Origin of the sequence: Amycolatopsis sp. NPDC101161 (assembly GCF_044768185.1) — a bacterium.
In the GTDB taxonomy this organism is placed as follows: Bacteria; Actinomycetota; Actinomycetes; order Mycobacteriales; family Pseudonocardiaceae; genus Amycolatopsis.
Genome location: NZ_JBIWPI010000004.1, coordinates 106,899 through 127,627 on the forward strand (window position 1 = coordinate 106,899; position 20,729 = coordinate 127,627).

A 20,729-nucleotide genomic window follows, 5' to 3' on the forward strand; every position below is an offset into this window, starting at 1 on the left:
CCGGCTCACGGGCCCGGCACCTGCCTGCCCTCCGGCCGCAGCGGGCAGCACCCGCGGGCCGGGCAGCGGTCGCAGTCCGGGTTCTCCTGGGCCTGGTAGTCCGGCCCCGCCGCCGAAGCCGCCGCGTCGCGGACCAGCTCCAGCCACTGCTTGCCGCCCACCTCGTCCAACGGCGGCTGGGACCGCTCGGTCGCCCCCGTCTTGTTGTTGCCCTTGGCGACGTAGACCAGCCGCGCCCCGCCGGGCTCGTTGCTGCCCTTGATCGCCCCCAGCAGCACCGCCAGCTGGTACGCCGCCAGCTGCGGGTGCGCCTCGGCGTCCGCGCTCGACACCGGGACCTTGCCCGTCTTGATGTCGACGATCACCGGCCGCCCGTCGGCGTCCAGCTCCACCCGGTCGACCCGCCCGCGCAGCAGCACCCGGACCTCGTCCTCGCCCCCGGCCGGCAGCTCGACCTCGATGTCCTGCTCGACGCCCGCCGCCTTCAGCTCCGCCCGGCTGCGCTCCAGCCACGTCACGAAGTTCTGCAGCATCTGCTCGACCCGCCGCCGCTCGCGCCGGGAGAACCACGGCGCCCCGGCGTCGACGCGCACCCACGCCTCGTCCAGCGCCGCCTGCAGCTCGGCGTCCGTGCGCCCCGACGCCACCGCCTGCGCCAGCCCGTGCACCAGCGTGCCGGTGACCGCGGCCAGCTGCGCCGGGTCGGAACCGCCGTGGCGCTCGATCATCCAGCGCAGCGGGCACTTCGTCAGGATTTCCACTGTGGACGGTGAGATCCGGATCAGGTCGCCCGGCCGGTGCACCGGCTCGTCGGTCGAGGCCGGCAGCAAGCCGTACCAAGTGGACGGATGGGCGCCCGGCACCTTCGCCTCGGCCAGCCGCGCCAGCTGCTTGGCCGCGCGCCGCCGGCGCACGGGGTCGGCCTTGTCGTCGCAGACGACCTCGCGCAGCTCCCCCACCAGCTCGGCCAGCACCAGCGACCGCCCCGGCGGCTTCATCCGGGAGTCGAGCCCGCCGTCGTCGGCGCCGTTCTCCTCGAGGTCGTCGAGGAACCGCGACGGCTGTTCGTCCTCTCCGGACACCGCCGTGACGAGCAGCGTCTGCTTCGCCCGGCTCATCGCCAGGTAGAACAGCCGCCGCTCTTCGGCCAGGATCGGCGCGGTCGCGGAGACGGCGTCATCGTCCACTCCGGACATCAGGTCCTTCAGCCGTTCCACGCCCAGCACGGATCCGCGCAGCCGCAGGTCCGGCCACGCTCCTTCCTGGACCCCCGCGACGGCGACGACCGTCCACTCGCGACCGGCGGCCGCGTGCGCGGTCAGCAGCGAGACGCCGTCCGAAGGCACCGCCGCCGGCGCGAGTGTGTCGCCCGCGATCTGTTGCGCCCCCAGGTAATCCGCGAAGGACGCGACACTCGCGCGCGGCAGCCGGTCGACGTACCGGCCGGCGGCGTCGAACAGCGCCACGACGGCGTCGAGGTCGCGGTCGGCCTGCGCCCCCAGCGATCCCCCGCGTTCGACCTGCTTCAGCAGCTTCTCCTGCAGCCGGCTTTCGTTCCACAGCTGCCACAGCACCTGCTCGACGCCGTCGCCGCGCGCCACAGCCTGGTGCGTGACGCGCAGCAGCCCGCCGACGCGCCGCACCGGCTCGGCCTCGGCGTCGGCGAGCCCGGCGAGGATGTCCCCGCCGCGCAACGCTTCGACGAGCAGTTCGTCGCTCGACCGCTGGCCACCACCGGCCAGTTCGAGCCGCCGCAGACCACGGCGCAACCGCCGCAGCGCCAACGGATCCGCGCCGCCGAGCGCCGACGACAGCAGCATTTCGGCGAGGTCGACGTCGAGGAGTTCGGGCGCGGGCGCGAGCTTCAGCACGGCCAGCAGCGGCCGCGCCGCGGGCTGGCGCGCCAGCGGCAGCTCTTCGGTCGCCGATCCGATCGGGACGCCGGCGGCGCGCAACGCCCGTTGCAGCACCAGGAAAGTCCGCGCCGGCGACCGGACGAGCACCGCGATCTCCGACCACGGCACGCCATCGACGAGGTGCGCGCGGCGAAGCTGGTCGGCGATCCAGCTGGCCTCGGCGGCCGGCGTCGGCATCACACGGACCCGCACGTTCCCGCCGGAAGCCCCCGCGGGCGGGACGATCTTGCGGTGCTGGGACAACCCGGGCAGCGTCGCCCCGATCTTCGCCACCGCCAGGCGGACGGCCGGGGCGAGCCGGTGGGCCGTCGTGAGCGTGACGGTCCGGCTGCCGTCCGGGTCGGCGTCGGCGAACAGGCTCGCGTCGGCACCGCGGAAGGAGAACACGTTCTGGTCGGGGTCGCCGGCGACGACGAACTCCGCCGCGGTGTGCCCGATCACCCGGACCAGGCTGGTCTGCAGCGGGTCGAGGTGGTGGGCGTCGTCGACGAACAGGTGCCGCACGCGGGTGCGCTCGCGTTCGCGCAGCTCGTCGTCGTCTTCGAGGGCGAGCAGCGCGGAGGTGACCAGCTCGGCGGCGTCCAGCGCGGGCGCGCTCGCCACGCCGAGGGCGTTGCCGCCCGCGCCCTGCAGCTGCGTGACCTCCTCGTACTGCGCCCAGAACTGCCCGGCGGCGATCCACTCCTCGCGGCCGCGACGCCGGCCCAGCTCGGCGAGGTCCTCCGGGCCCAGCCCGCGTTCGGCGGCGCGCATCAGCAGGTCGCGCAGCTCCTCGGCGAACCCGGGCACCATCAGCGCCGGCCGCAGCTGCTCGGGCCAGCACCCGGCCTCCTCGTCGAGGTCGCCCGCCAGCAGCTCGCGGACGACGACGTCCTGCTCGGCGCCGGCGAGCAGCCGCGGCGGCGGGAGCTCCTCGGCCATCGCTTCGAGGCGCAGCAGCGAGTAGGCGTACGAGTGGACCGTGCGGACGAGGGGTTCGCGGACGGTGCGCGGCAGCGGCCGCGCCTGGTCGGGGTCGAAGGTGAGCCGGCGGGTGATGTCGGCGCGCAGCGCGTCCGCGGCCTTGCGGGACGTGGTGAGCACCAGCACGCTCTCCGGGTCCGCCCCCTCGGCGATGCGGCGGGTGGCGGCCGACGCGAGCAGCGCCGTCTTGCCGGTGCCGGGACCGCCGAGCACGCGGCGGAAGCCCCCGGGTGCGGAGAGCACACGGCGGGCGCCTTCGTCCCAGGTGAACGTGGGTGCGTCGGTGATCGGCGTGCGCACCAGCCGCGCGTCCGCCCGCCCCGTTCGCCTCGCGTTCACCCAGCGATGGAACCACGCCCGCTCACCCGGGTGGCGCACCGGCACGCCTTAACGCCGGCACGTTCGGCGAAGGTGCCGGAGCGTGCGCCGGACGGCTGCGGAAAGTGTCGGTGGTGTGCGGCAGAGTGTCGGTATGGACGACGTTCTGCACGAGCGGGTGCGGGAGATCATCGAGTCGGTGCCAGCCGGCACGGTGGCCACGTACGGCGACATCGCGGCGCTCGCCGGCGCGCCCTCGCCGCGGATGGTCGGCGCCATCCTGGCCGAGGACGGGCACGACCTGCCGTGGCACCGGATCCTGCGCGCGAACGGGACCCCGGCGCCGCACCTGGTGCACGACCAGCTCGAGCGGCTGCGCGCGGAGGGCGTGCTGGCCGACGGCCAGCGCGTCGACCTGCGGAAGTACCGCTGGAAGCCCGGCGGTGACGAAGATCCGGGTGAGGAGGGACTGTTCTGACCGCTGATTCTTAGGTTAGCCTCGCCTAATGACGACACAGGTGGAGCGGCCGGCTTTGACGTACCACCGGGCCCGGGTGACCGCGGTGCGGCCGATCACGCCGCAGATGGTGCGCGTGACGTTCGAAGCGGCCAGCTTCCGCGAAGTGCCACCCGGGGCGCCGGACCAGTACGTCAAGGTCTTCTTCCCGCTGCCCGGGGAGGAAGAGCCGCGGCTGCCGGAGACCGGCTCCGACGTCATGTCGTGGTACCGGACGTACCTGGCGATGCCGGACGACGTCCGGCCACCGATGCGCACGTACACGGTCCGGGCGCACCGGCCCGAGGCGGCGGAGATCGACGTCGACTTCGCACTGCACGGCGACACCGGGCCGGCCTCGGCGTGGGCGTCGCGCGCGGCGGCGGGCAACCGCGTCGCGTTCCTCGGCCCACACGGCCTGTACGACGTGCCCGGCGGCACCGACTGGCAGCTGCTGGTCGGCGACGAAACGGCGTTGCCCGCGATCGGCGCGATCATCGAGCGGCTCCCGGCCGGCACGCGCGCTTCGGCGTACATCGAGGTGCCGGAACGCAGTGAGCGCCAGACGTTCGAGACGCGCGGAGCGGTCGAAGTCCACTGGCTGATCCGCGGGTCGCGCCCGTTGGGAGAGGCACTGCTCGACGCGGTGCGCGCGGCGAGCTTCCCCGGCGGAGCGCCGTACGCGTGGGTGTCGGGCGAAGCGGGCGTCGTCAAGCTGGTGCGGCGCCACCTCGTACGCGAGCGCGAAGTCGACAAGCGGCGGATCTGCTTCACGGGCTACTGGCGGCTGGGGATCAGCGAGGAAGAGGCGAGCCGGGAGGCGGTCCGCGCGGCGGAGGCGGGCGAGGCGCCGGCCGACTGAACATGCAACCACGGGGTTGCACCATGGCTCCTCGACGTGCAACCCTGGAGTTGCACAAGAGAGGAGCCCGTCGATGCTGATCGAACGCGAGATCCTGATCGCCGCCGCCCCGGAGAAGGTCTGGCCGCTGGTGGCCGAGCCCGGGTTCTGGGCGACCGACGACGAAACCGCCCGCGGCACGCTGGCCGAAGAAGGCCGGACGCTGGTGGTCACGCACTCCGAGCACGGCGACTTCCCGATCCGCGTCGAGAAGGTCGACCCGCCGCACTACCTGGCCTACCGCTGGGTGAGCGCGTTCCCCGGCGAAGAGCTGCGGGAGGACAACTCGACGCTCGTCGAGTTCACGCTGACCCCCGAGGGCGACGGCACTCGCCTGCGCGTGGTCGAAAGCGGGTTCACCGAGTTGCCGACGTCCGACGCTAACCGCCGCAACGTGGTCGAAGACCACACCGCGGGCTGGGAGCAGTGCCTGCCCGCGCTCGCCGCGCGCGTCGGCTGATGTCCACCGAAGTCGTCGACGGCGTGCTCGCCGCCTTGGCCGACCCGACCCGCCGCCGGCTGCTCGACCTGCTCGCCGCCCACGGCCAGGCCACCGCGACGACGCTGGCGGCCGGGATGCCGGTGTCGCGCCAGGCGGTGGTCAAGCACTTGACCGTCCTCGACGCGGCCGGGCTGGTCGAGGGCGTGAAGGCCGGCCGCGAGGTCCGGTACGCGGTGCGTCCCGACGCCCTGGACGCGACAGCCCGCTGGATGGCGGCGCTCGCGGCCGAGTGGGACCGCCGCCTGGCCAAGATCAAACGCTTCGCCGAGGAGTCCTGATGGAAATCGTCGACCGCGGAACATTCGAAGCATCCCTGGATCGCTTGCGCGCCAGGGAAAAGGCCCACACGCGCGAAGGCGACGCGATCGCGGCGGCCCGCCGTCGCCTCCCGGCGGTCGAAGTGGACGCGACGCTCCCCCTGCTCGGTCCGGAGGGTCCGGTCACACTTTTGGACGCGTTCGAGGGCCGCCGTCAGCTGATCGCGTACTACTTCATGTGGAACCCGGGTCGCCCGGCGGCCGAACAGTGCGAGGGCTGCACGTTCTACGCGAACCAGGTCGCGGAGTTGTCGCCGCTGCACTCGCGCGACATCACGTACGCGGTGTTTTCCCAGGGCCGCAACGTCAGCACCGAGCCGGCCGACGCGCGGACGTCGTACGAGGAAAGCCTGCGCTACCGGGCGTTCATGGACTGGCGGATGCCGTGGTACTCGGCGCAGCCATCGCTCGAGTCGTTGCTGGTCGGGCGGGAAATCGGGTTGTTCCACCTGGTCTGTTACGTCCGCGACGGCGACCGCGTGTTCGAGACGTACTGGACGAAACGCCGTGGCGTGGAGGCGATGGACTACAGCTACGCGCTGATGGATTTGACGGTGTACGGCCGCCAGGAGTCCTGGGAGGACTCACCGGAGGGCTGGCCCCAGGAGCGCACGAACGTCCGAACCGAAGCGGGCGCGCCCGAGTGGCCGCCGCTGACGGAGTGGCCGGGTGGGCGGCCGATCGCCCAGTGGGAGCGGCTGGAGGCCGGCCGCTCCGACGACCTCGGCGCTACGACCGGATCTCCGACGCCCCATCGGTGCCACTGAGCGTCGTGACCAGCAGTTTCACCAACGCACCCAGCCGCTGGCGCTCCGGCTGCAGCGTCTCGACGCCCACCTCTTCCAGCGGCGCCGCCGTCACCGGGCCCACGCACGCCACCACCAGCGGCCCGCGCAATGCGGCCAGCAACGACTCATACCGCCCGTACTCCCGAGCGAGAGTCAAAAAGTTCGCCGCCGCCGGAGCGCTCGTGAAGGCCAGCGCCCCCAGCGAACCGGCCACCGCCGCGTCGATCAGCTCGTGCACCGGCGTCACGTCCGGTGGGGAGTACCACCGGTACGGCTGCAGCTCGACCACCGAAGCCCCGGCCTCGACCAGCGGCGCGGTGTGCTCCGGCAGCGGCGTCCCGTGCAGCTGGACCGCGACCCGCGCCCCCGAGACCCCTGCGGACACCAGCGAACCGAACAGTTCCGAATTGCTCTCCGAAGAGGCCGAAAAGGACTCACGCAACCCCGCGCCGCGAACCGCGCCGACCGCCTTGGGCCCGCGCGCGTAGATCCGCGACGCCCCCAGCCGCTCCAGCAGGGAATCCGCGAGCCCCCAGTCCGAAGCCGCGGCGAGCCAGCCGCGGAAGCCCGCTCCCGTCGTCACCACCGTGAAGTCGATCGGCGACGCGAGGAGCGTCGACGTCGCCGCGCGCAGTTCCGGGTCGCGGTCCAGCGGCACGATCGTGATCGTCGGCGCGTGGCGGACGTCGGCGCCGTGGCGTTCGAGGGCCGTGATGAAGTCCTCCGCCCGGCGTTCGGCCGTGACCCCGATCGCGATCCCGCTCAGCTCACCCATAGAACGCGCCCATCTCTTCGATCGCTTGCGCCAGCTCCGCACGCAGGTCCGCCGGTTCGAGGACCTCCAGGTGCGGACCGAACCGGAGCAGCTCGCCGATCGCCGGTTCGCCCGGCTCCACCGGCAGCTCCACGGTGAGCCAGCCGTCCGCGTCGGGTTCCCCGGTCGCCGCACGCAGCGCGCGGGCGCCGACCGAGCCCGCGTAGAACGGTACGAGAGCCTGCGCCCGCGGCGACAACCGCACCACGGCCACCCGCGGGAACATCCGGCGTTCGAACTGCTCGGACCACTCCTGCCAGTACCGCGCGAGGTCGAACCCGGCGGGCCGCTCGAACTCCTCGCCCAGGTCGGTCAGCTCCAGCACCCGCGAGATCCGGTAGGTCCGGTCGGAGCCTTCGCAGCGGCCCGCGAGGTACCAGTTGCCCGCCTTGAGGATCAGGCCCAGCGGCTCGACGTCCCGCTCGACCACGCGCTGACCCCACCGCTCGTAGCGGATCCGGATCCGGTGCGACGACCAGACGGCGTCGGCGATCGCGGACAGCGCCGGCAGGCTTTCGATGCCCCGGTGCCAGCCGGGGACGTCCAGGTAGAACCGCTCGGCGACGCGCCCGGCGCGGTCGCGCAGCTCCTGCGGCAGCGCGGCGTAGAGCTTGAGCTGGGCCGCGGCCAGCACGGTGCCGAGCCCCAGCTCGGCCGCCGCGACGGGCAGTCCCGCCAGCGACAGCGACTGCGCCTCCTCTTCGGTCATCCCGGTGAGCCGGGTGCGGTAGCCGTCGACCAGGCGGTACCCGCCGGTCCGGCCGCGGTCGGCGTACACCGGGACACCGGACGCCGACAGCGCGTCGATGTCCCGGTAGACCGTGCGCACCGAGACCTCGAGCTCCTCGGCCAGCTCTTCGGCCGTCATCCGGCCGCGGTTCTGCAGCAGCAGGAGGACGGACAGGAGCCGGCTGGCGCGCATGGATCCGAGTTTGACAGAAAAACCTGACACGAGCTGACAGGTATACCCGGCAGGGTGGTCCCCATGAACGGATTCACGACGAAGAACTGGGAAGAAAAGATCGTCAGCGGCGTCGAGGGCGGCCCCCGGGTGGCCCACGCCCGCGCCACGATGGCGTACCAGGGGGTCATCGAAGGTGAGTCGACCTGCGACCTTCTGCTGTACTACGCGGGCGAGGGCTACAACAGCGGTGAGACGACGTCGCCGAGCTTCGAGCGCTTCGAGGGCAAGGTCGACGGTCGCGAAGGGACGTTCATCGTGCGCCACGAGTACACGTTCGACGCCAAGGGCATCGCCTCGACGTTCACCGTCGTGCCCGGCTCGGGCACCGGCGAGCTGACCGGGCTGACCGGCGGCGGCACGTCCGGCGGCGCGATGGGCGAGGACCAGCTGGGCTACACGTTCGAGTACGCGTTCTAGGAGTCGCAAGTGGACCGTCGTCAGGTACTCGCCTACCGCATCGCCGAGCACGGACTGCACCGCACCGCGCGGGACGTCGCCGACCTCGCGGTCGTCCGGGCCGGGCTCCAGGACAGCATGCGCGACACCGCGCTGCTGGCCCTGGCCGCCCGGCTGGACGGCGACGTGTCCCTTGTGGACGACGAGCGGCTGGTGCTCGCGTGGACGTTGCGCGGCGCGCCGCACTACCACCTCCGCACGGACCTGCCCGAGGTGGTCCGGGCGCTGGTCCCGCTGGACGACGCGGACGCGCTGGCCCGGATGCTGTGGCAGCGCAAGGAACTGGCGGCGACCGGCCTCTCGGCGTCCGAAGTGGTCTTCACGGCGGCGGCGGCCCTCCGCACGGTGGTCAAGGAGCCGATGACCAAGGGCGAGGTGTCGACGGCGGTGACCAAGAAGCTGCCGCCCGGGTTCGCCCGCTGGTGCCGGGGTTGCAACGCGACGCACATCCACGAGCAGCTGATGCGCATCGCGACCCCGCACGCCGGCGTCCGGCTGGTGGCCGGCGCGGCGCCGGCGACGCTGGCCCCGCTGGAGGGCCGGGGCCGGATGCGCAAGACACCCGACGTCGCCGCGGCGACGGCGGTGGTCGAGTCGTACTTGCGCCTGAACGGTCCCGCGTCGCCGGGCGAAGCCGCCGAGTTCGCCGGGACGGCTCGCGCGGTGGTCGACAAGACGTGGCCGTCTCAGCTGGCCGAGGTGAAGGTCGAAGGCAAGACGCGCTACCTGCCGGAGGATCGCCTGGCGGCGCTGGAGAACCCGCCGGAGCCGGAGCTGGTGCGGCTGCTGCCGCCGCTGGACCCGTTCATCCAGGCCCGCGACAAGGCGCTGCTGGTCCCGGACCCGGCACGCCGCAAGGAGGTCTGGAAGATGCTGGGCAACCCGGGAGTGCTGATCGCGGACGGCGACATCGCGGGCACGTGGCGCACGAAGGGCAGCGGCGCCAAGCTGACGTTCACGGTGACGGCGTTCGACCCGCTCCGCCCGGCGGTCCGCGAGGAAGCGGAAGCCGAGGCGGAGCGGGTGGCGGCGGCGCGGGGGTTCGAAAAGCACGCCGTCTCCTGGGTGGGCTGAAGGGTCCCGCTCACCGGCTGCCGGCGTCGATGTCGCCGTACGCGGTGGTCGCGTGGATGGTCAGGTCCGCCGCGCCCTCGGTGTTCTTCAAGGAGTTGCGGATCCGGCCGTAGGTGGTGCCGGCGTCGAGCGACGCGGAGACGCCGGCCGCCGCGCCGACGGTGATGTCCCCGGCCTGGGTGCTCAGCACGAGCGCGCCGCGCACGGCCTCGGCGATCCGGATGTCACCCTTGCCGGTGCTGATCTCCGCCGGGCCGGTGAGGCGCCCGACCGAGACGTCGCCGGCGTGGGCGCTGAGGTGCAGGCTCGCGGCCTCGTCGAAGACGGCCTCGCCGTGCGCGCCTTCGACGGTGACGTCCCCGAGCCGGCCGACGCCCCGCAGCTCGACGCTGGCGGACTTGGCCCGGACGTCCGAGCCGGCGGGCAGCTGGACGGTCACGTCGAGCGAGCCGGACGGGCCGAAGTACTGGTTCTTGACCGCGCCTTCGATCCGCAGGACACCGCCCTGGAACTCCACCTTGACCTGCTCGGCGGCTTTGACGTCCCGGCTCTTGGCGGGATCGGCGGGCAGAACCTCGACGGAGGTCTCGGCGACCTCGGCGGCAACGAGCCGGACACGGCCCGCGGGGATGTCGAGGACGGCGGTGATCGGGGCGGTGGTGGTGAAGTGCTGCATCGTGTTCTCCTGGTGGCTGGTTCGGTTGTTGAAGCCACCATCACGGGTCCGGCTGACACCGGAAGGCCACCGCCCTGACACGCCGGCTGACACCGCCCGCCGTCAGAACACCACGCGCGCCGCTCGCAACGCCTCGGCCGCCGCCGGGTCACCCGTCACCTCCGGATCCGGGCTGCCGGGTCGCCCCGAGAGGTGCCACAGGTGGTCCAGCGCCCCGGCCCGGGCCCACGCCACCGGCTCGCCCTCGCCCAGCTGCCACGAACCACCGGCCGGGCCGGAGAGGTCCATAACCAGCGCCGGGCCTGACCACCGCAGGGCCAGATCGCGCACCACCTGGGCGACGACCAGCCCGTCGTCGGCCCCGACCGCGAACTCCCGGCCCGTCGCGCGAGCTATCTCCAGCCGGTGCAGCCAGGTGTCGCGGTTGGACAGCACGTCCATCACGTACGCCAGCTCCGGCTCGACCAGCGATTCGCCGGGGAAGGTCCGATCGGTCCGCTGCCGCCGGACGAACGACGGGGCGCGCCGCCGCATGCGGACCGCCCGCGGGCCGACCTGCGCGAGCCACGCGCGAAGCTCGTCTCCGGACAGCGAACCGAAGGTCGCCACCTGCAGCGCATTGTGCGCGTCCAGCGCGGACATCGACGGGAACCGCTTCCGCGCGGCGCGGACGCGGGAGGCGATCGTCCACGGCCGTGCCGTCTCCACGTGCTGGCCGACGAGGTGGGCGACCATCTCGTGCACGGTCCAGCCGCTGGCCGTCGGCCGCCGCCAGTCTTCCTCGCCGAGCGATCCGAGCAACGCCTCCAAAGCGGAGAGCTCGGCGAAGCCGACGCGGGCAACCTCTTCGCGGTCGGGGCGCGCGATCGTCAGGGCGTGGGTGGTTCGGATCCGGGGCATGGCTGCTCCCCTCCGGGGGTGAAGTGCCGGACGAACATGGCGAAGGCTTGCGGCAGCAGCGAAGTGAACCGCCCGCCTTCATAACCCGCACCGGGCTCGTTCGCGAGTTGCTGCGAGAGAGTTCCGGTGACGACGATGGACAGCAAGGCGACGCCGGCGTCGGACTCGGCCTCAGGACCCAGCTCGCCGGCCACCACCGCGTGGTGCAGAGCTCCGCGCACGTGCTCGACCAGTTCGACGCTCGGCCGGAACGCCTCGGCCGACGGCGCGAACTCCGGCACCGGCCGCCAGGCGACGAGCTGGGCGTGGATGGGGTGGGCCATCGCGACCCGGCCGAGCGCTTCGACGGCCGCGGCGAGGGCCGGCAGCCCGGGCGCCCTCCCCTGCAACGCCCGGGCCACCGCCTCGCGTTGCTGCTCCGCTCCCTCCCGGAACAGCTCGTCGTAGACCGCATTCAGCGACGCGAAGTGCTTGTACAGAGAGGGCTGCCGGATTCCGACCCGGCGCGCGACCTCGGACAGGCTGAGCCCGGCCACCCCGCGTTCGGCCATCACTTCGATCGCCGTGTCGAGGATCTCGCGCCGGGTGTCCGCCCGTCGTCGCCGCTGCGGCCCACGGGTCTCATCCATCAGCTCGCTCCAAGCTATAGTCTCTAGCTTGGGCTATAAGCTATCCCCACCGCGCTTCGCCGACAAGCATCGGCGACCGGGATCGCCCGTCCGGCCGAACCGCATCCGCTCAGGCGTCCACGGCCAGCCGGTACCCCCGCTTGACCACCGTCTGCACGACCTTCCCGCCTCCCAGCGAAGTCCGCAGCCGCCCGATCGCCGTCTCCACCGCGTGCTCCTCGCCGCCCCCAGGCAACGCCGAAATCAACTCGCGCCGCGACACCACCCGCCCCGGGGATGCCGCCAGTGCGCGCAGCAGTGCCATCGGTGCCGGGGCCACCTCGCGCCACTCGCCGTCCACCACCGCGGCCTGGCCGCGCAGCTCGATCGACAGCCCACCCGCGCAAAACCGGGGGGAACGCGCCAGCAGCGTCTCCGACACCGTGCGGGCCAGCGCTCCGATCCGCGCGCGGTGCGGCTGGACCGTCGGTACGCCCAGCGCCGCCAGCGGGCCCGCCGTGATCGGGCCGACGCACGCCGCTACACACGGGCCCGACAGCGCCGAGATCAACCCCGGCAGGCGACCCGTGCGGCGGGCCAGCGCCACCAGCGAAGCCACCGCCGGGGCGCTCGTGAACGGCAACGCGTGGATCGTCCCGTCCAGGACCCCGTCGAGCAGCCGGTCCACCGGGCCCGGGTCCACCGGGCCGACCCAGCGGTACACCGACACCTCGACGACCTCCGCCCCGGCCGCGCGCAGGGCGTCCACGAAGTACGGCAGCGGCTCGCCGTGCAGCTGCACCGCGATCCGCTTGCCCGCCACGTCCGAAGAAAGCAGGTGCTGCAATAACTCCGCGTTGCTCTCCGACGCCGGCGAGTACGCCTCCGAAAGCCCCGCCGCGCGGATCGCCCCGGTCACCTTCGGCCCGCGCGCGAGCAGCGAAGCCGACGACAGGTGCTCCAGCAGCGCGTCGCCCAGCCCCCAGCCCTCGGCCGCCTCGAGCCAGCCGCGGAAGCCGATGCCGGTCGTCGCCACCACCGCGTCCACTTGCGACTCCAGCAGCCTCGACGTCGCCTTGTGCAGCTCGGTGTCGTCCGTCAGCGGCACGATCCGGATCGCCGGCCCATAGCGGACACTCGCCCCTTTGCGCACCAGCAGCGCGCCGAGCTCGTCCGCCCGGCGCGCCGCGGTGATGCCGACCACGAACCCGGTCAGCGGCAGGATCACGGGCTCTCCACTTCGACGACGCCCTCTCGCACGCGCACCTCGTAAACCGGGACCGAAACGCCGTCGGCGTCCAGGCACTGTCCACTGTGGAGTGCGAACCGTTCCTTGTAGACCGGCGAGGCGACCACCGGGACGCCGCCCGCGTCGCCGACGATGCCGCGGGACAGCACCGCCGCGCCGCTGCACGGGTCCCAGTTGGACAGTGCGTGCCAGCGGTCCCCCGGCAGGTGGAAGATCGCCACCTGCACGCCGTCGAGCAACGCGGCGACCCCGGCGTACTCGGGCACGGCTTCGGCGGCGCAGACCGCCGTCCAGGTCCGTTCGATCGACGTAGTCATCGGCGCACCTCCCTGTTCGAAAAGCGCGGGACTCCCAGCATCACGGGCACTTTCTGGTCCCGCTCCGAGCGGAACGAGATCGCCGGGTCGGGCGTGCCCGGTGCGTTGACGAAGGAGGTGAACCGGGCCAGCTTCTCCGGGTCCTCCAGGACGCCCTTCCACTCGTCGGCGTAGTTGTCGACGTGCTTGGCCATCGCCGCGTCGAGGTCCTCGCAGATGCCGAGCGAGTCGTCGACGATCACCGCGCGCAGGTGGTCGAGACCGCCCTCCAGCTCCTCGATCCACGGCGCCGTCCGCTGCAGCCGGTCGGCGGTGCGCACGTAGAACATCAGGAACCGGTCGATGGTCCGGATCAGCGTCTCGGTGTCCACATCGGACACGAGCAGTTCGGCGTGCCGCGGGGTCGTCCCGCCGTTGCCGCCGACGTAGAGGTTCCAGCCGTTCTCCGTCGCGATGATGCCGAAGTCCTTGCTCCGCGCCTCCGCGCACTCCCGCGCGCAGCCGGAGACCGCCGACTTGAGCTTGTGCGGCGACCGCAAGCCGCGGTAGCGCAGCTCCAGTTCGATCGCCAGCCCGACGCTGTCCTGAACGCCGTAGCGGCACCAGGTCGACCCGACGCACGACTTGACCGTCCGCAGCGCCTTGCCGTAGGCGTGCCCGGACTCGAACCCGGCGTCCACCAGCCGGCGCCAGATCAGCGGCAGCTGGTCCACAGTGGCCCCGAACAGGTCGATGCGCTGGCCGCCGGTGATCTTGGTGTACAGCCCGAAGTCGCGCGCCACCTCGCCGATGACGATCAGCTTGTCCGGCGTGATCTCGCCGCCCGGGATCCGCGGCACGACGGAGTACGTGCCGTTGCGCTGCAGGTTGGCCAGGTACCGGTCATTGGTGTCCTGCAACGTCATCTGCTCGCCGCCGAGGACGTGCCCGTTGCCCAGGGTGGCCAGGATGGACGCCACCGCGGGCTTGCAGATCGCGCAGCCGCTACCCGAGCCGTAGCGGCCGATCAGCTCGCTGAACGTCGTGATCCGGGTGGCCTGCACGATCTCGAACAGCTCCGCGCGCGACTGCGGGAAGTGCTCGCACACGGCCTTCGACTGCTCGACGCCGGCCGCGCTCAGCAGCTTGCCGAGCAGCGGGACGCACGAGCCGCACGCGGTGCCGGCGCGGGTGCACGCCTTGAGCTTGGGGACGGAGTCGCAGCCGTCCTCGTGGATCGCGCGGGTGATCGTGCCCTTGGAAACCGCGTTGCACGAACAGATCTGCGCCGCGTCGGGCAGCGCGTCGACGCCGACCGCGGCGCCCCCGCCCGCCGGGGCGAGGATCGCGCCCGGCTCGGCCGGCAGCGGACGGCCGACCAGCGCGCGCAACGTGTTGTACTCGGTCGCGTCGCCGACGAGCACCCCGCCGAGCAGCGTCTTGCCGTCGTCGGTGACGACGAGCTTCTTGTACGTCCCGGCGACCGCGTCGTTGACGGCGACCTCCAGCGCGCCTTCCGACCGCGCGTGCGCGTCCCCGAAGGACGCCACGTCGACGCCCATCAGCTTCAGCTTCGTGGACGTGTCCGGCTCCGGGAACTCACCGGACCCGCCGGTCAGCTGCGCCGCGACGATCTCGGCCATCGCGTACCCCGGCGCCACGATGCCGTAGACGCGGCCGTCGACCGCCGCGCACTCGCCGATCGCGTACACCGCCGGGTCGCTGGTGCGGCAGGAGGAGTCCGTGAGGACACCGCCACGCGGGCCGACGTCCAAACCGGACTGACGAGCGAGGTCGTCACGCGGCCGGACGCCGGCGGAGAACACGACGAGGTCGACGTCCAGCTCGGTACCGTTGCCGAGCTTGGCCAGCAGCCGCGAGCCGTCGGCCTCGATGGCGTCGGTCGACGTTCCCGTGTGGACGGTGACGTCCAGGTTGGTGATGAGCCGACGCAGCAGCGACCCGCCGCCCTCGTCGACCTGCAGCGGCATCAGCCGCGGCGCCATCTCGACGACGTGCGGGGAAAGTCCCATGTCCCGCAACGCCTTAGCGGCCTCCAGGCCGAGCAGGCCACCGCCGATGACGACGGCCGAGCGTCGGCCGCGGCCTGGCTTCACGACGGCCGCCGCGCGGATCGCGTCGAGGTCCTCGATGGTCCGGTAGACGAAGCAGCCGGGCAGGTCGTGGCCCGGCACCGGCGGCACGAACGGCCGCGAGCCGGTGGCCAGCACCAGCGCGTCGTAGGAAACGACGGCGCCGGACGCCGTGGTGACCGTCTTCGCGTGCCGGTCGACCGAAACCGCCAGCTCTCCCAGCCGGAGATCCACAAAGGAATCGCCCGCGTAGTCCGAACCGGGCAGGGCCAGCGAAGCCGGGTCCCAGGTGTCCACGTAGGACGTGAGCGCCACCCGGTCGTACGCCGGACGCGGCTCCTCGGACAGGACGACGATGTGCCAGTTCCCGGAAGGGTCTTCCGCGCGCACCGCCTCCACGAGCCGGTGGGCGACCATGCCGTGTCCGGCGACGACCAGGGTGGGCATCTCAGACCTCCGCTCCCGCGAGCGCCAGACCGCGCTCGGTGGTGGGCTGTTCGGCGGGCTTGCGCAGGTAGACCGCCCAGGTGACGGCGAAGCACAGCCCGTAGAAGACCAGGAACCCGATGAAGGCGGGCACCCCGCTCTTGGTGTCGGCGAACGACTGCCGGAACGCGAGGTTGATGAACAGGCCACCCTCGGCGCCGATCGCGCCGGCCAGGCCGATCAGCGCGCCGGACAGCCGCCGCGCCTTGAGCAGCTCGGCCGCCTCCTCGGCGCCGTTCGAGATCGCCACCTTCGCCTTGGCGCGGAAGATCGCCGGGATCATCTTGTACGTCGAGCCGTTGCCGACGCCGGTGAGCACGAACAGCACGATGAAGGCGATCGTGAACAGCGCGAGGGACTTCGACGTCGACGCGAGGATCAGCACCACCGTGGCCAGCGCCATCCCGACGAAGGTGAAGAAGGTGATCTTGCCGCCGCCGATCCGGTCGGCCAGCCAGCCACCCGCCGGCCTCGAGAGCGAGCCGAGCAGCGGGCCGAGGAACGTCACCGCGGCCGCCTGCAGCGGGGTGCGGCCGAACTGGTTCTGCAGCACCAGGCCGAACGCGAAGCTGTAGCCGATGAACGAGCCGAACGTGCCGACGTAGAGGAACGACATCACCCAGGTGTGCGGGTCCTTGACGACCTCGCGCATCGCCTTGGTGTCGCCCTTCACGGTGGCGAGGTTGTCCATGCAGAAGTACGCGCAAACCGCGGCGACGACGATCAGCGGGATGTAGACGTAGAGCACGATCCGCGGCGCGGTCGCGCCCGCGGTGCCGATCACCAGCAGCCCGACCAGCTGGATGGCCGCGACGCCGAGGTTGCCGCCGCCGGCGTTGAGGCCGAGCGCCCAGCCCTTGTGCTTCTCGGGGTAGAAGGTGTTGATGTTCGTCATCGACGACGCGAAGTTGCCGCCGCCGACGCCGCCGAGGGCCGCGACCAGCAGGAACGTGCCGAGCGACGTGCCGGGGTGCAGCACGACCGCGGCCAGGACCGTCGGGATCAGCAGCAGGACGGCCGACACGACCGTCCAGTTGCGACCGCCGAACTTCGCCACGGCGAAGGTGTAGGGCAGCCGCATCAGGCCACCGATCAAGGTCGGCGTCGAGACGAGCAGGAACTTGTCGGCGGCGGAGAAGCCGTAGTCCTTGCCCATGAACAGGACGATGACCGACCACAGTGTCCAGACGGAGAAGCCGATGTGCTCGGCCAGCACGGAGAACCAGAGGTTCCGGCGCGCGATCTTCTTGCCGGTCGCCTCCCAGAACTCCTCGTTCTCCGGCTCCCAGTGCTCGATCCAGTGCTTTCCTTGGTGTGCCACGGTGTTCTCCTCAGTGCGGGTCGGGTCGGTCATTGCGCCGCGAGCCAGGTGGCGATGCCGCCGACGGCGTCGGCGCACCCGCCACAGCCCGTCGTGGCTCGCGTGGCCCGCGCCAGTGCGGGGGTGTCGGTGGCCCCGGCCTTCCAGGCCTCGACCAGCCGGCCCTTGGTGACGTTGTTGCAGCGGCAGATCACCGCGGCCGCGGGCAAGTCGGCCGGGCTGGCCGCCGGGGCGCTGCCGCCGGGCAGCGCGCGGCCCAGCAGGACCGCCAGGCGGTCGTCGGGCAGCTGCGTGCCGCGGTCGTGGAACTGGGTGATCGACGCGGCCGCGTCGGGCAGGCCGAGCAGGATCGCCCCGGTGACGCGGTTTTCGCGGACGACGAGCTTGCCGTACCGGCCACCGGTGGGGTCGTTGAAGGTGAGCACCTCGACGTCCGGGGTGCCGGCGTCGAGCTGCGTCTCGCCGAGTGCGGCGAGGTCGATGCCGCGGGCCTTCAGCCGGGTGACGGCTGTGGTGCCGCGGTAACGGGCGGCCGCGTTGGTGCCGGTCAGGACGTCGGCGAGGACCGCGGCCTGCTCCCACGCCGGCTGGATCAGCCCGGCCGGCGCCCCGGGGTGGCGGGCGCAGTCGCCGAGGGCGTGGATGCGGCCGTCGCTGGTGCGGAGGACGTCGTCGACGAGGATCCCCATGTCGACGTCGAGCCCGGCGTCGACGGCCAGGGCCGTCTCGGCGCGGACGCCGGCGGCGACCACGACGAGGTCGGCCGGGACGAGGGTGCCGTCGTCGAGCTTGAGGCCGTCGCCGGGCAGGTAGCGGGCGGCGGTGGCGCCGAACTTGAACGTCACGCCCATGTCGGTGAGCTGCCGGGCCAGCACGTGCCCGGCGGCCGGGTCGAGCTGGCGTTCCATGACGTGCCCGAGCGGGTGGACGACGGTCACCTGGTTGCCGCGCCCGGCCAGCCCGCGGGCGGCTTCGAGGCCGAGCAGGCCGCCGCCGAGGACGGCGACCGGGGCTCCGAAGCGAGCGGCGTCGAGGATCTTGGCGCAGTCGTCGAGGCTGCGGAAGGCGACCACGCCCGGCCCGGCTTCGAGGCCCTCGACCGGCGGGATCCACGGGTTGGCGCCGGTCGCGAGGACAAGGGCGTCGTAGTCCACGCATGCTCCGTCGCCGAGTTCGACGCAGCGCTTCTCTCGGTCGATGCGGGTGACGTCGACCCCGAGCCGCAGGTCGATGTTGTGGCGCGCGGCCCACTCGTCGTCGTGCAGGCGAACGCTTTCGGCGCTCATCCCGCCGGCGACGACGGCCGAGAGGAGGACGCGGTTGTAGGCGGCGTGCTTCTCGGCGCCTAGGACGGTCAGGCGGACGCGTTCGGCGATCGGGTCACGGCGGCGGATCTCGTCGGCGAGCCGGGCGCCGGCCATGCCGTAACCGACGACGACGACTTCACGGGGGGTCATGCGGCACCATCCACAGTAGACAGGGACACGGCACACACCTTGAACTCCGGCATCCGGCTCACGGGGTCGAGCGCCGGGTTGGTGAACAGGTTGGCGCGCTGCTCACCCGGGAAGTGGAACGGCAGGAAGACGAGGTCGGGCCGAAGCGACTGGACGAACCGGACGCGCGCGAGCGTTTCGCCGCGCCGGGACCGGATCCGCGCGGGGTCGCCTTCTTCGAGCCCGGCGCGCTTGGCGGTGTCCGGGTGGACCTCGACGAAGACCTCCGGGACGACGTCGTTGAGTTCACCGATCAACCGCGTCTGCGCGCCGGACTGGTAGTGCTGCAGCACGCGGCCGGTGGTGGCCTGCAACGGGAACTCGTCGTCGGGCAGCTCGGCCGGGCCGGTGTGCTCGACCGGCACGAACCGCGCACGGCCGTCCGGATGCGCGAACGACTCGAGGAACATGCGCGGAGTACCGGGGTGGTCGTCCTCGGGCACCGGCCAGTGCAGGGCCTCGCCCGCACGCAGCCGGTCGTACCTGACGCCGGAGTAGTCGGCGATCCCGCCCTTGGACGCGATCCGCAGCTCCTCGAACACCGTCTCGGCGTCGGTCGGGAACCGGTCTTCCGGTTGCCCCAACCGGTGCGCGAGTCCGTTGAGGACGTCCAAGTCGGACCGGACACCCGGGGGTGCGTCGATCGCCCTGCGCCGCAGCAGGACCCGGCCTTCGAGGTTGGTGAGCGTGCCGTCTTCCTCGGCCCACTGGGTGACCGGGAGGACGACGTCGGCCAGCGCCGCGGTCTCCGACAGCACGAAGTCGGCGACGACGAGGAAGTCCAGTTCGGACAGTCGATCCTGGACGCGCTGCGACCGCGGCGCCGAGACGACGACGTTGCTGCCGAACACCATCAGCGCCTTCGGGCCGTCTTCCTGGCCGAGCGCTTCGAGCAGCTCGCTGGCCGAGCGGCCGGGGCCGGGCAGGCTGTCCGGGTCGACGCCCCAGACGCCGGCGACGTACTCGCGCGCGGCGGGGTCGTCGAGCTTGCGGTAGCCGGGCAGCTGGTCGGCCTTCTGGCCGTGCTCGCGGCCGCCCTGGCCGTTGCCCTGGCCGGTGAGGCAGCCGTAGCCGGAGCCCTCGCGGCCGGGCAGGCCCAGCGAGAGGGCGAGGTTGATCCAGCCGCCGACGGTCGCGGTGCCGGTGGCGTGCTGCTCGGTGCCGCGGGCGGTCAGGATGTAGCCGTTGCGGGCGTTGGCGAGCTTCGCGGCGGCGAGGCGCATGTCCGCGGCCGAGACCCCGGTGACGCGCTCGGCGCGTTCGGGCCACCAGCTCGCGACGATCCGCCACGCGTCCTCGAACCCGGTCGTCCGAGCGTCCACATAGGACCGGTTGAGGTGGCCGCCTTCGACGACGGCGTGCAGGATGCCCAGTGCCAGCGCGAGGTCCGTGCCGGGCGCGGGCGCGAGGTGCAGGCTCGCCAGCTCGGCGGTGGGGGTGCGCCGCGGGTCGACGACGATCAGGTCGGCCCCGCGCAGGTGCTGGATGAACGGCGGCATGGTCTCGGCCGGGTTCGCCCCGGCGAGCAGCACGACGTCGGCGTTCTTCAGGTCGGTGACGGGGAACGGCATCCCGCGGTCGGCGCCGAAGGCCTTGGTCCCGGCCGCGGCGGCCGAGGACATGCAGAAGCGGCCGTTGTAGTCGATCTGCGAGGTGCCGAGCGCGACGCGGGCGAACTTGCCGAGCAGGTAGGCCTTTTCGTTGGTGAGGCCCCCGCCGCCGAAGATCGCGACGCCGTCGGGGCCGTGCTTCTCTTGCGTTTCCCGCAGCTTGCGGGCGACGAAGTCGAGGGCGAAGTCCCAGCTGACGGGCTCGAGGGCGCCGTCGACGCGGATCATCGGGGTGGTCAGGCGCCTCGGGCTCGTGAGCAGACTGCCGGAGGTCCAGCCCTTCTGGCAGAGGCCGCCGGCGTTGACGGGGAAGTCCCGCGGCGTGACGCGGGAGCCGTCGAGAGTCATGCCGCACTGCAGAGCGCAGTACGGGCAGTGGGTGTCGACCTGCGGCACGGGCACCTCCTCGGCGGTTCGGGGATTGCCCTGACGCTAAGGAGGCCGTGTTAACCGGATTCGACCGAATGTTTCAGGCAGTTGACATT

Annotated in this window: 19 protein-coding genes; 7 read left to right on the forward strand and 12 right to left on the reverse strand. The window is 72.4% G+C overall.

The features are described 5' to 3' along the window. Window positions 1–5: 5 nt before the first annotated feature. Complete coding sequence (locus tag ACIRSS_RS27900) at window positions 6–3,179, reverse strand: ATP-dependent helicase (RefSeq protein WP_400901879.1); 3,174 nt, start codon at window positions 3,177–3,179, stop codon at window positions 6–8. A gap of 172 nt (window positions 3,180–3,351) precedes the next feature. Between ACIRSS_RS27900 and ACIRSS_RS27905 the strand changes: the two genes are divergently transcribed. The 5 genes from ACIRSS_RS27905 (at window position 3,352) to ACIRSS_RS27925 (ending at window position 6,180) form a co-directional block, all read left to right on the forward strand. Further along, on the forward strand, window positions 3,352–3,675 hold the full coding sequence (locus ACIRSS_RS27905; protein ID WP_364375660.1) for an MGMT family protein: 324 nt from the start codon (window positions 3,352–3,354) through the stop codon (window positions 3,673–3,675). Between the two features lie 28 nt (window positions 3,676–3,703). Continuing rightward, window positions 3,704–4,555: a siderophore-interacting protein gene (locus ACIRSS_RS27910; protein WP_400899966.1), complete on the forward strand. Its 852-nt coding sequence runs from the start codon at window positions 3,704–3,706 to the stop codon at window positions 4,553–4,555. Window positions 4,556–4,628: 73 nt separating this feature from the next. Next, the gene (locus ACIRSS_RS27915) at window positions 4,629–5,054 is read left to right on the forward strand and encodes an SRPBCC domain-containing protein (protein ID WP_400899968.1); all 426 of its coding nucleotides are present in this window, start codon (window positions 4,629–4,631) and stop codon (window positions 5,052–5,054) included. Next, complete coding sequence (locus ACIRSS_RS27920) at window positions 5,054–5,374, forward strand: ArsR/SmtB family transcription factor (RefSeq protein ID WP_400899970.1); 321 nt, start codon at window positions 5,054–5,056, stop codon at window positions 5,372–5,374. Before ACIRSS_RS27915 ends, ACIRSS_RS27920 begins: the two co-directional genes overlap by 1 nt. After that, complete coding sequence (locus ACIRSS_RS27925) at window positions 5,374–6,180, forward strand: DUF899 family protein (protein ID WP_400899972.1); 807 nt, start codon at window positions 5,374–5,376, stop codon at window positions 6,178–6,180. Before ACIRSS_RS27920 ends, ACIRSS_RS27925 begins: the two co-directional genes overlap by 1 nt. Here ACIRSS_RS27925 and ACIRSS_RS27930 read toward each other — a convergent pair. Both ACIRSS_RS27930 and ACIRSS_RS27935 read right to left on the reverse strand, forming a co-directional pair. Then, window positions 6,143–6,976: a uroporphyrinogen-III synthase gene (locus tag ACIRSS_RS27930; protein WP_400899974.1), complete on the reverse strand. Its 834-nt coding sequence runs from the start codon at window positions 6,974–6,976 to the stop codon at window positions 6,143–6,145. The two genes, ACIRSS_RS27925 and ACIRSS_RS27930, sit on opposite strands and share 38 nt — an antisense overlap. Beyond that, window positions 6,969–7,937 (reverse strand): helix-turn-helix transcriptional regulator, encoded by a 969-nt coding sequence (locus ACIRSS_RS27935; protein ID WP_400899976.1) that lies wholly within the window; start codon window positions 7,935–7,937, stop codon window positions 6,969–6,971. The genes ACIRSS_RS27930 and ACIRSS_RS27935 overlap by 8 nt, the downstream gene beginning before the upstream one ends. A 63-nt stretch (window positions 7,938–8,000) precedes the next feature. On the opposite strand from ACIRSS_RS27935, the gene ACIRSS_RS27940 reads away from it, so the two are divergent. Together ACIRSS_RS27940 and ACIRSS_RS27945 are read left to right on the forward strand one after the other, a co-directional pair. Next, on the forward strand, window positions 8,001–8,396 hold the full coding sequence (locus tag ACIRSS_RS27940; protein ID WP_400899978.1) for a DUF3224 domain-containing protein: 396 nt from the start codon (window positions 8,001–8,003) through the stop codon (window positions 8,394–8,396). Between the two features lie 9 nt (window positions 8,397–8,405). After that, the gene (locus ACIRSS_RS27945) at window positions 8,406–9,509 is read left to right on the forward strand and encodes a DNA glycosylase AlkZ-like family protein (RefSeq protein WP_400899980.1); all 1,104 of its coding nucleotides are present in this window, start codon (window positions 8,406–8,408) and stop codon (window positions 9,507–9,509) included. A 10-nt stretch (window positions 9,510–9,519) separates the two neighbouring features. On the opposite strand, the gene ACIRSS_RS27950 is transcribed toward ACIRSS_RS27945, so the two are convergent. The 9 genes from ACIRSS_RS27950 to ACIRSS_RS27990 form a co-directional block, all read right to left on the reverse strand. Next, a complete protein-coding gene (locus tag ACIRSS_RS27950; protein WP_400899982.1) occupies window positions 9,520–10,185 on the reverse strand; it encodes a DUF4097 family beta strand repeat-containing protein in 666 nt (221 codons plus the stop codon). Between the two features lie 102 nt (window positions 10,186–10,287). Continuing rightward, on the reverse strand, window positions 10,288–11,085 hold the full coding sequence (locus ACIRSS_RS27955) for a maleylpyruvate isomerase family mycothiol-dependent enzyme (RefSeq protein ID WP_400899984.1): 798 nt from the start codon (window positions 11,083–11,085) through the stop codon (window positions 10,288–10,290). Next, window positions 11,055–11,714, reverse strand: coding sequence for a TetR/AcrR family transcriptional regulator (locus ACIRSS_RS27960; protein ID WP_400899986.1), 660 nt, complete (start codon window positions 11,712–11,714; stop codon window positions 11,055–11,057). The genes ACIRSS_RS27955 and ACIRSS_RS27960 overlap by 31 nt, the downstream gene beginning before the upstream one ends. Before the next feature lie 109 nt (window positions 11,715–11,823). Further along, complete coding sequence (locus tag ACIRSS_RS27965) at window positions 11,824–12,921, reverse strand: uroporphyrinogen-III synthase (protein WP_400899988.1); 1,098 nt, start codon at window positions 12,919–12,921, stop codon at window positions 11,824–11,826. Beyond that, window positions 12,918–13,259 carry a nitrite reductase small subunit NirD gene (gene nirD, locus ACIRSS_RS27970; RefSeq protein ID WP_400899990.1) on the reverse strand — a complete coding sequence of 114 codons (342 nt, stop codon included), beginning with the start codon at window positions 13,257–13,259 and terminating at the stop codon, window positions 12,918–12,920. The genes ACIRSS_RS27965 and nirD overlap by 4 nt, the downstream gene beginning before the upstream one ends. Further along, on the reverse strand, window positions 13,256–15,778 hold the full coding sequence (gene nirB / locus ACIRSS_RS27975) for a nitrite reductase large subunit NirB (RefSeq protein ID WP_400899992.1): 2,523 nt from the start codon (window positions 15,776–15,778) through the stop codon (window positions 13,256–13,258). Before nirB ends, nirD begins: the two co-directional genes overlap by 4 nt. Window position 15,779: 1 nt before the next feature. Further along, window positions 15,780–17,171: a nitrate/nitrite transporter gene (locus ACIRSS_RS27980; protein WP_400899994.1), complete on the reverse strand. Its 1,392-nt coding sequence runs from the start codon at window positions 17,169–17,171 to the stop codon at window positions 15,780–15,782. Beyond that, a complete protein-coding gene (locus tag ACIRSS_RS27985; protein ID WP_400899996.1) occupies window positions 17,168–18,595 on the reverse strand; it encodes an FAD-dependent oxidoreductase in 1,428 nt (475 codons plus the stop codon). Before ACIRSS_RS27985 ends, ACIRSS_RS27980 begins: the two co-directional genes overlap by 4 nt. After that, window positions 18,592–20,640, reverse strand: coding sequence for a molybdopterin oxidoreductase family protein (locus ACIRSS_RS27990; RefSeq protein WP_400899998.1), 2,049 nt, complete (start codon window positions 20,638–20,640; stop codon window positions 18,592–18,594). Before ACIRSS_RS27990 ends, ACIRSS_RS27985 begins: the two co-directional genes overlap by 4 nt. Window positions 20,641–20,729 lie beyond the last annotated feature (89 nt).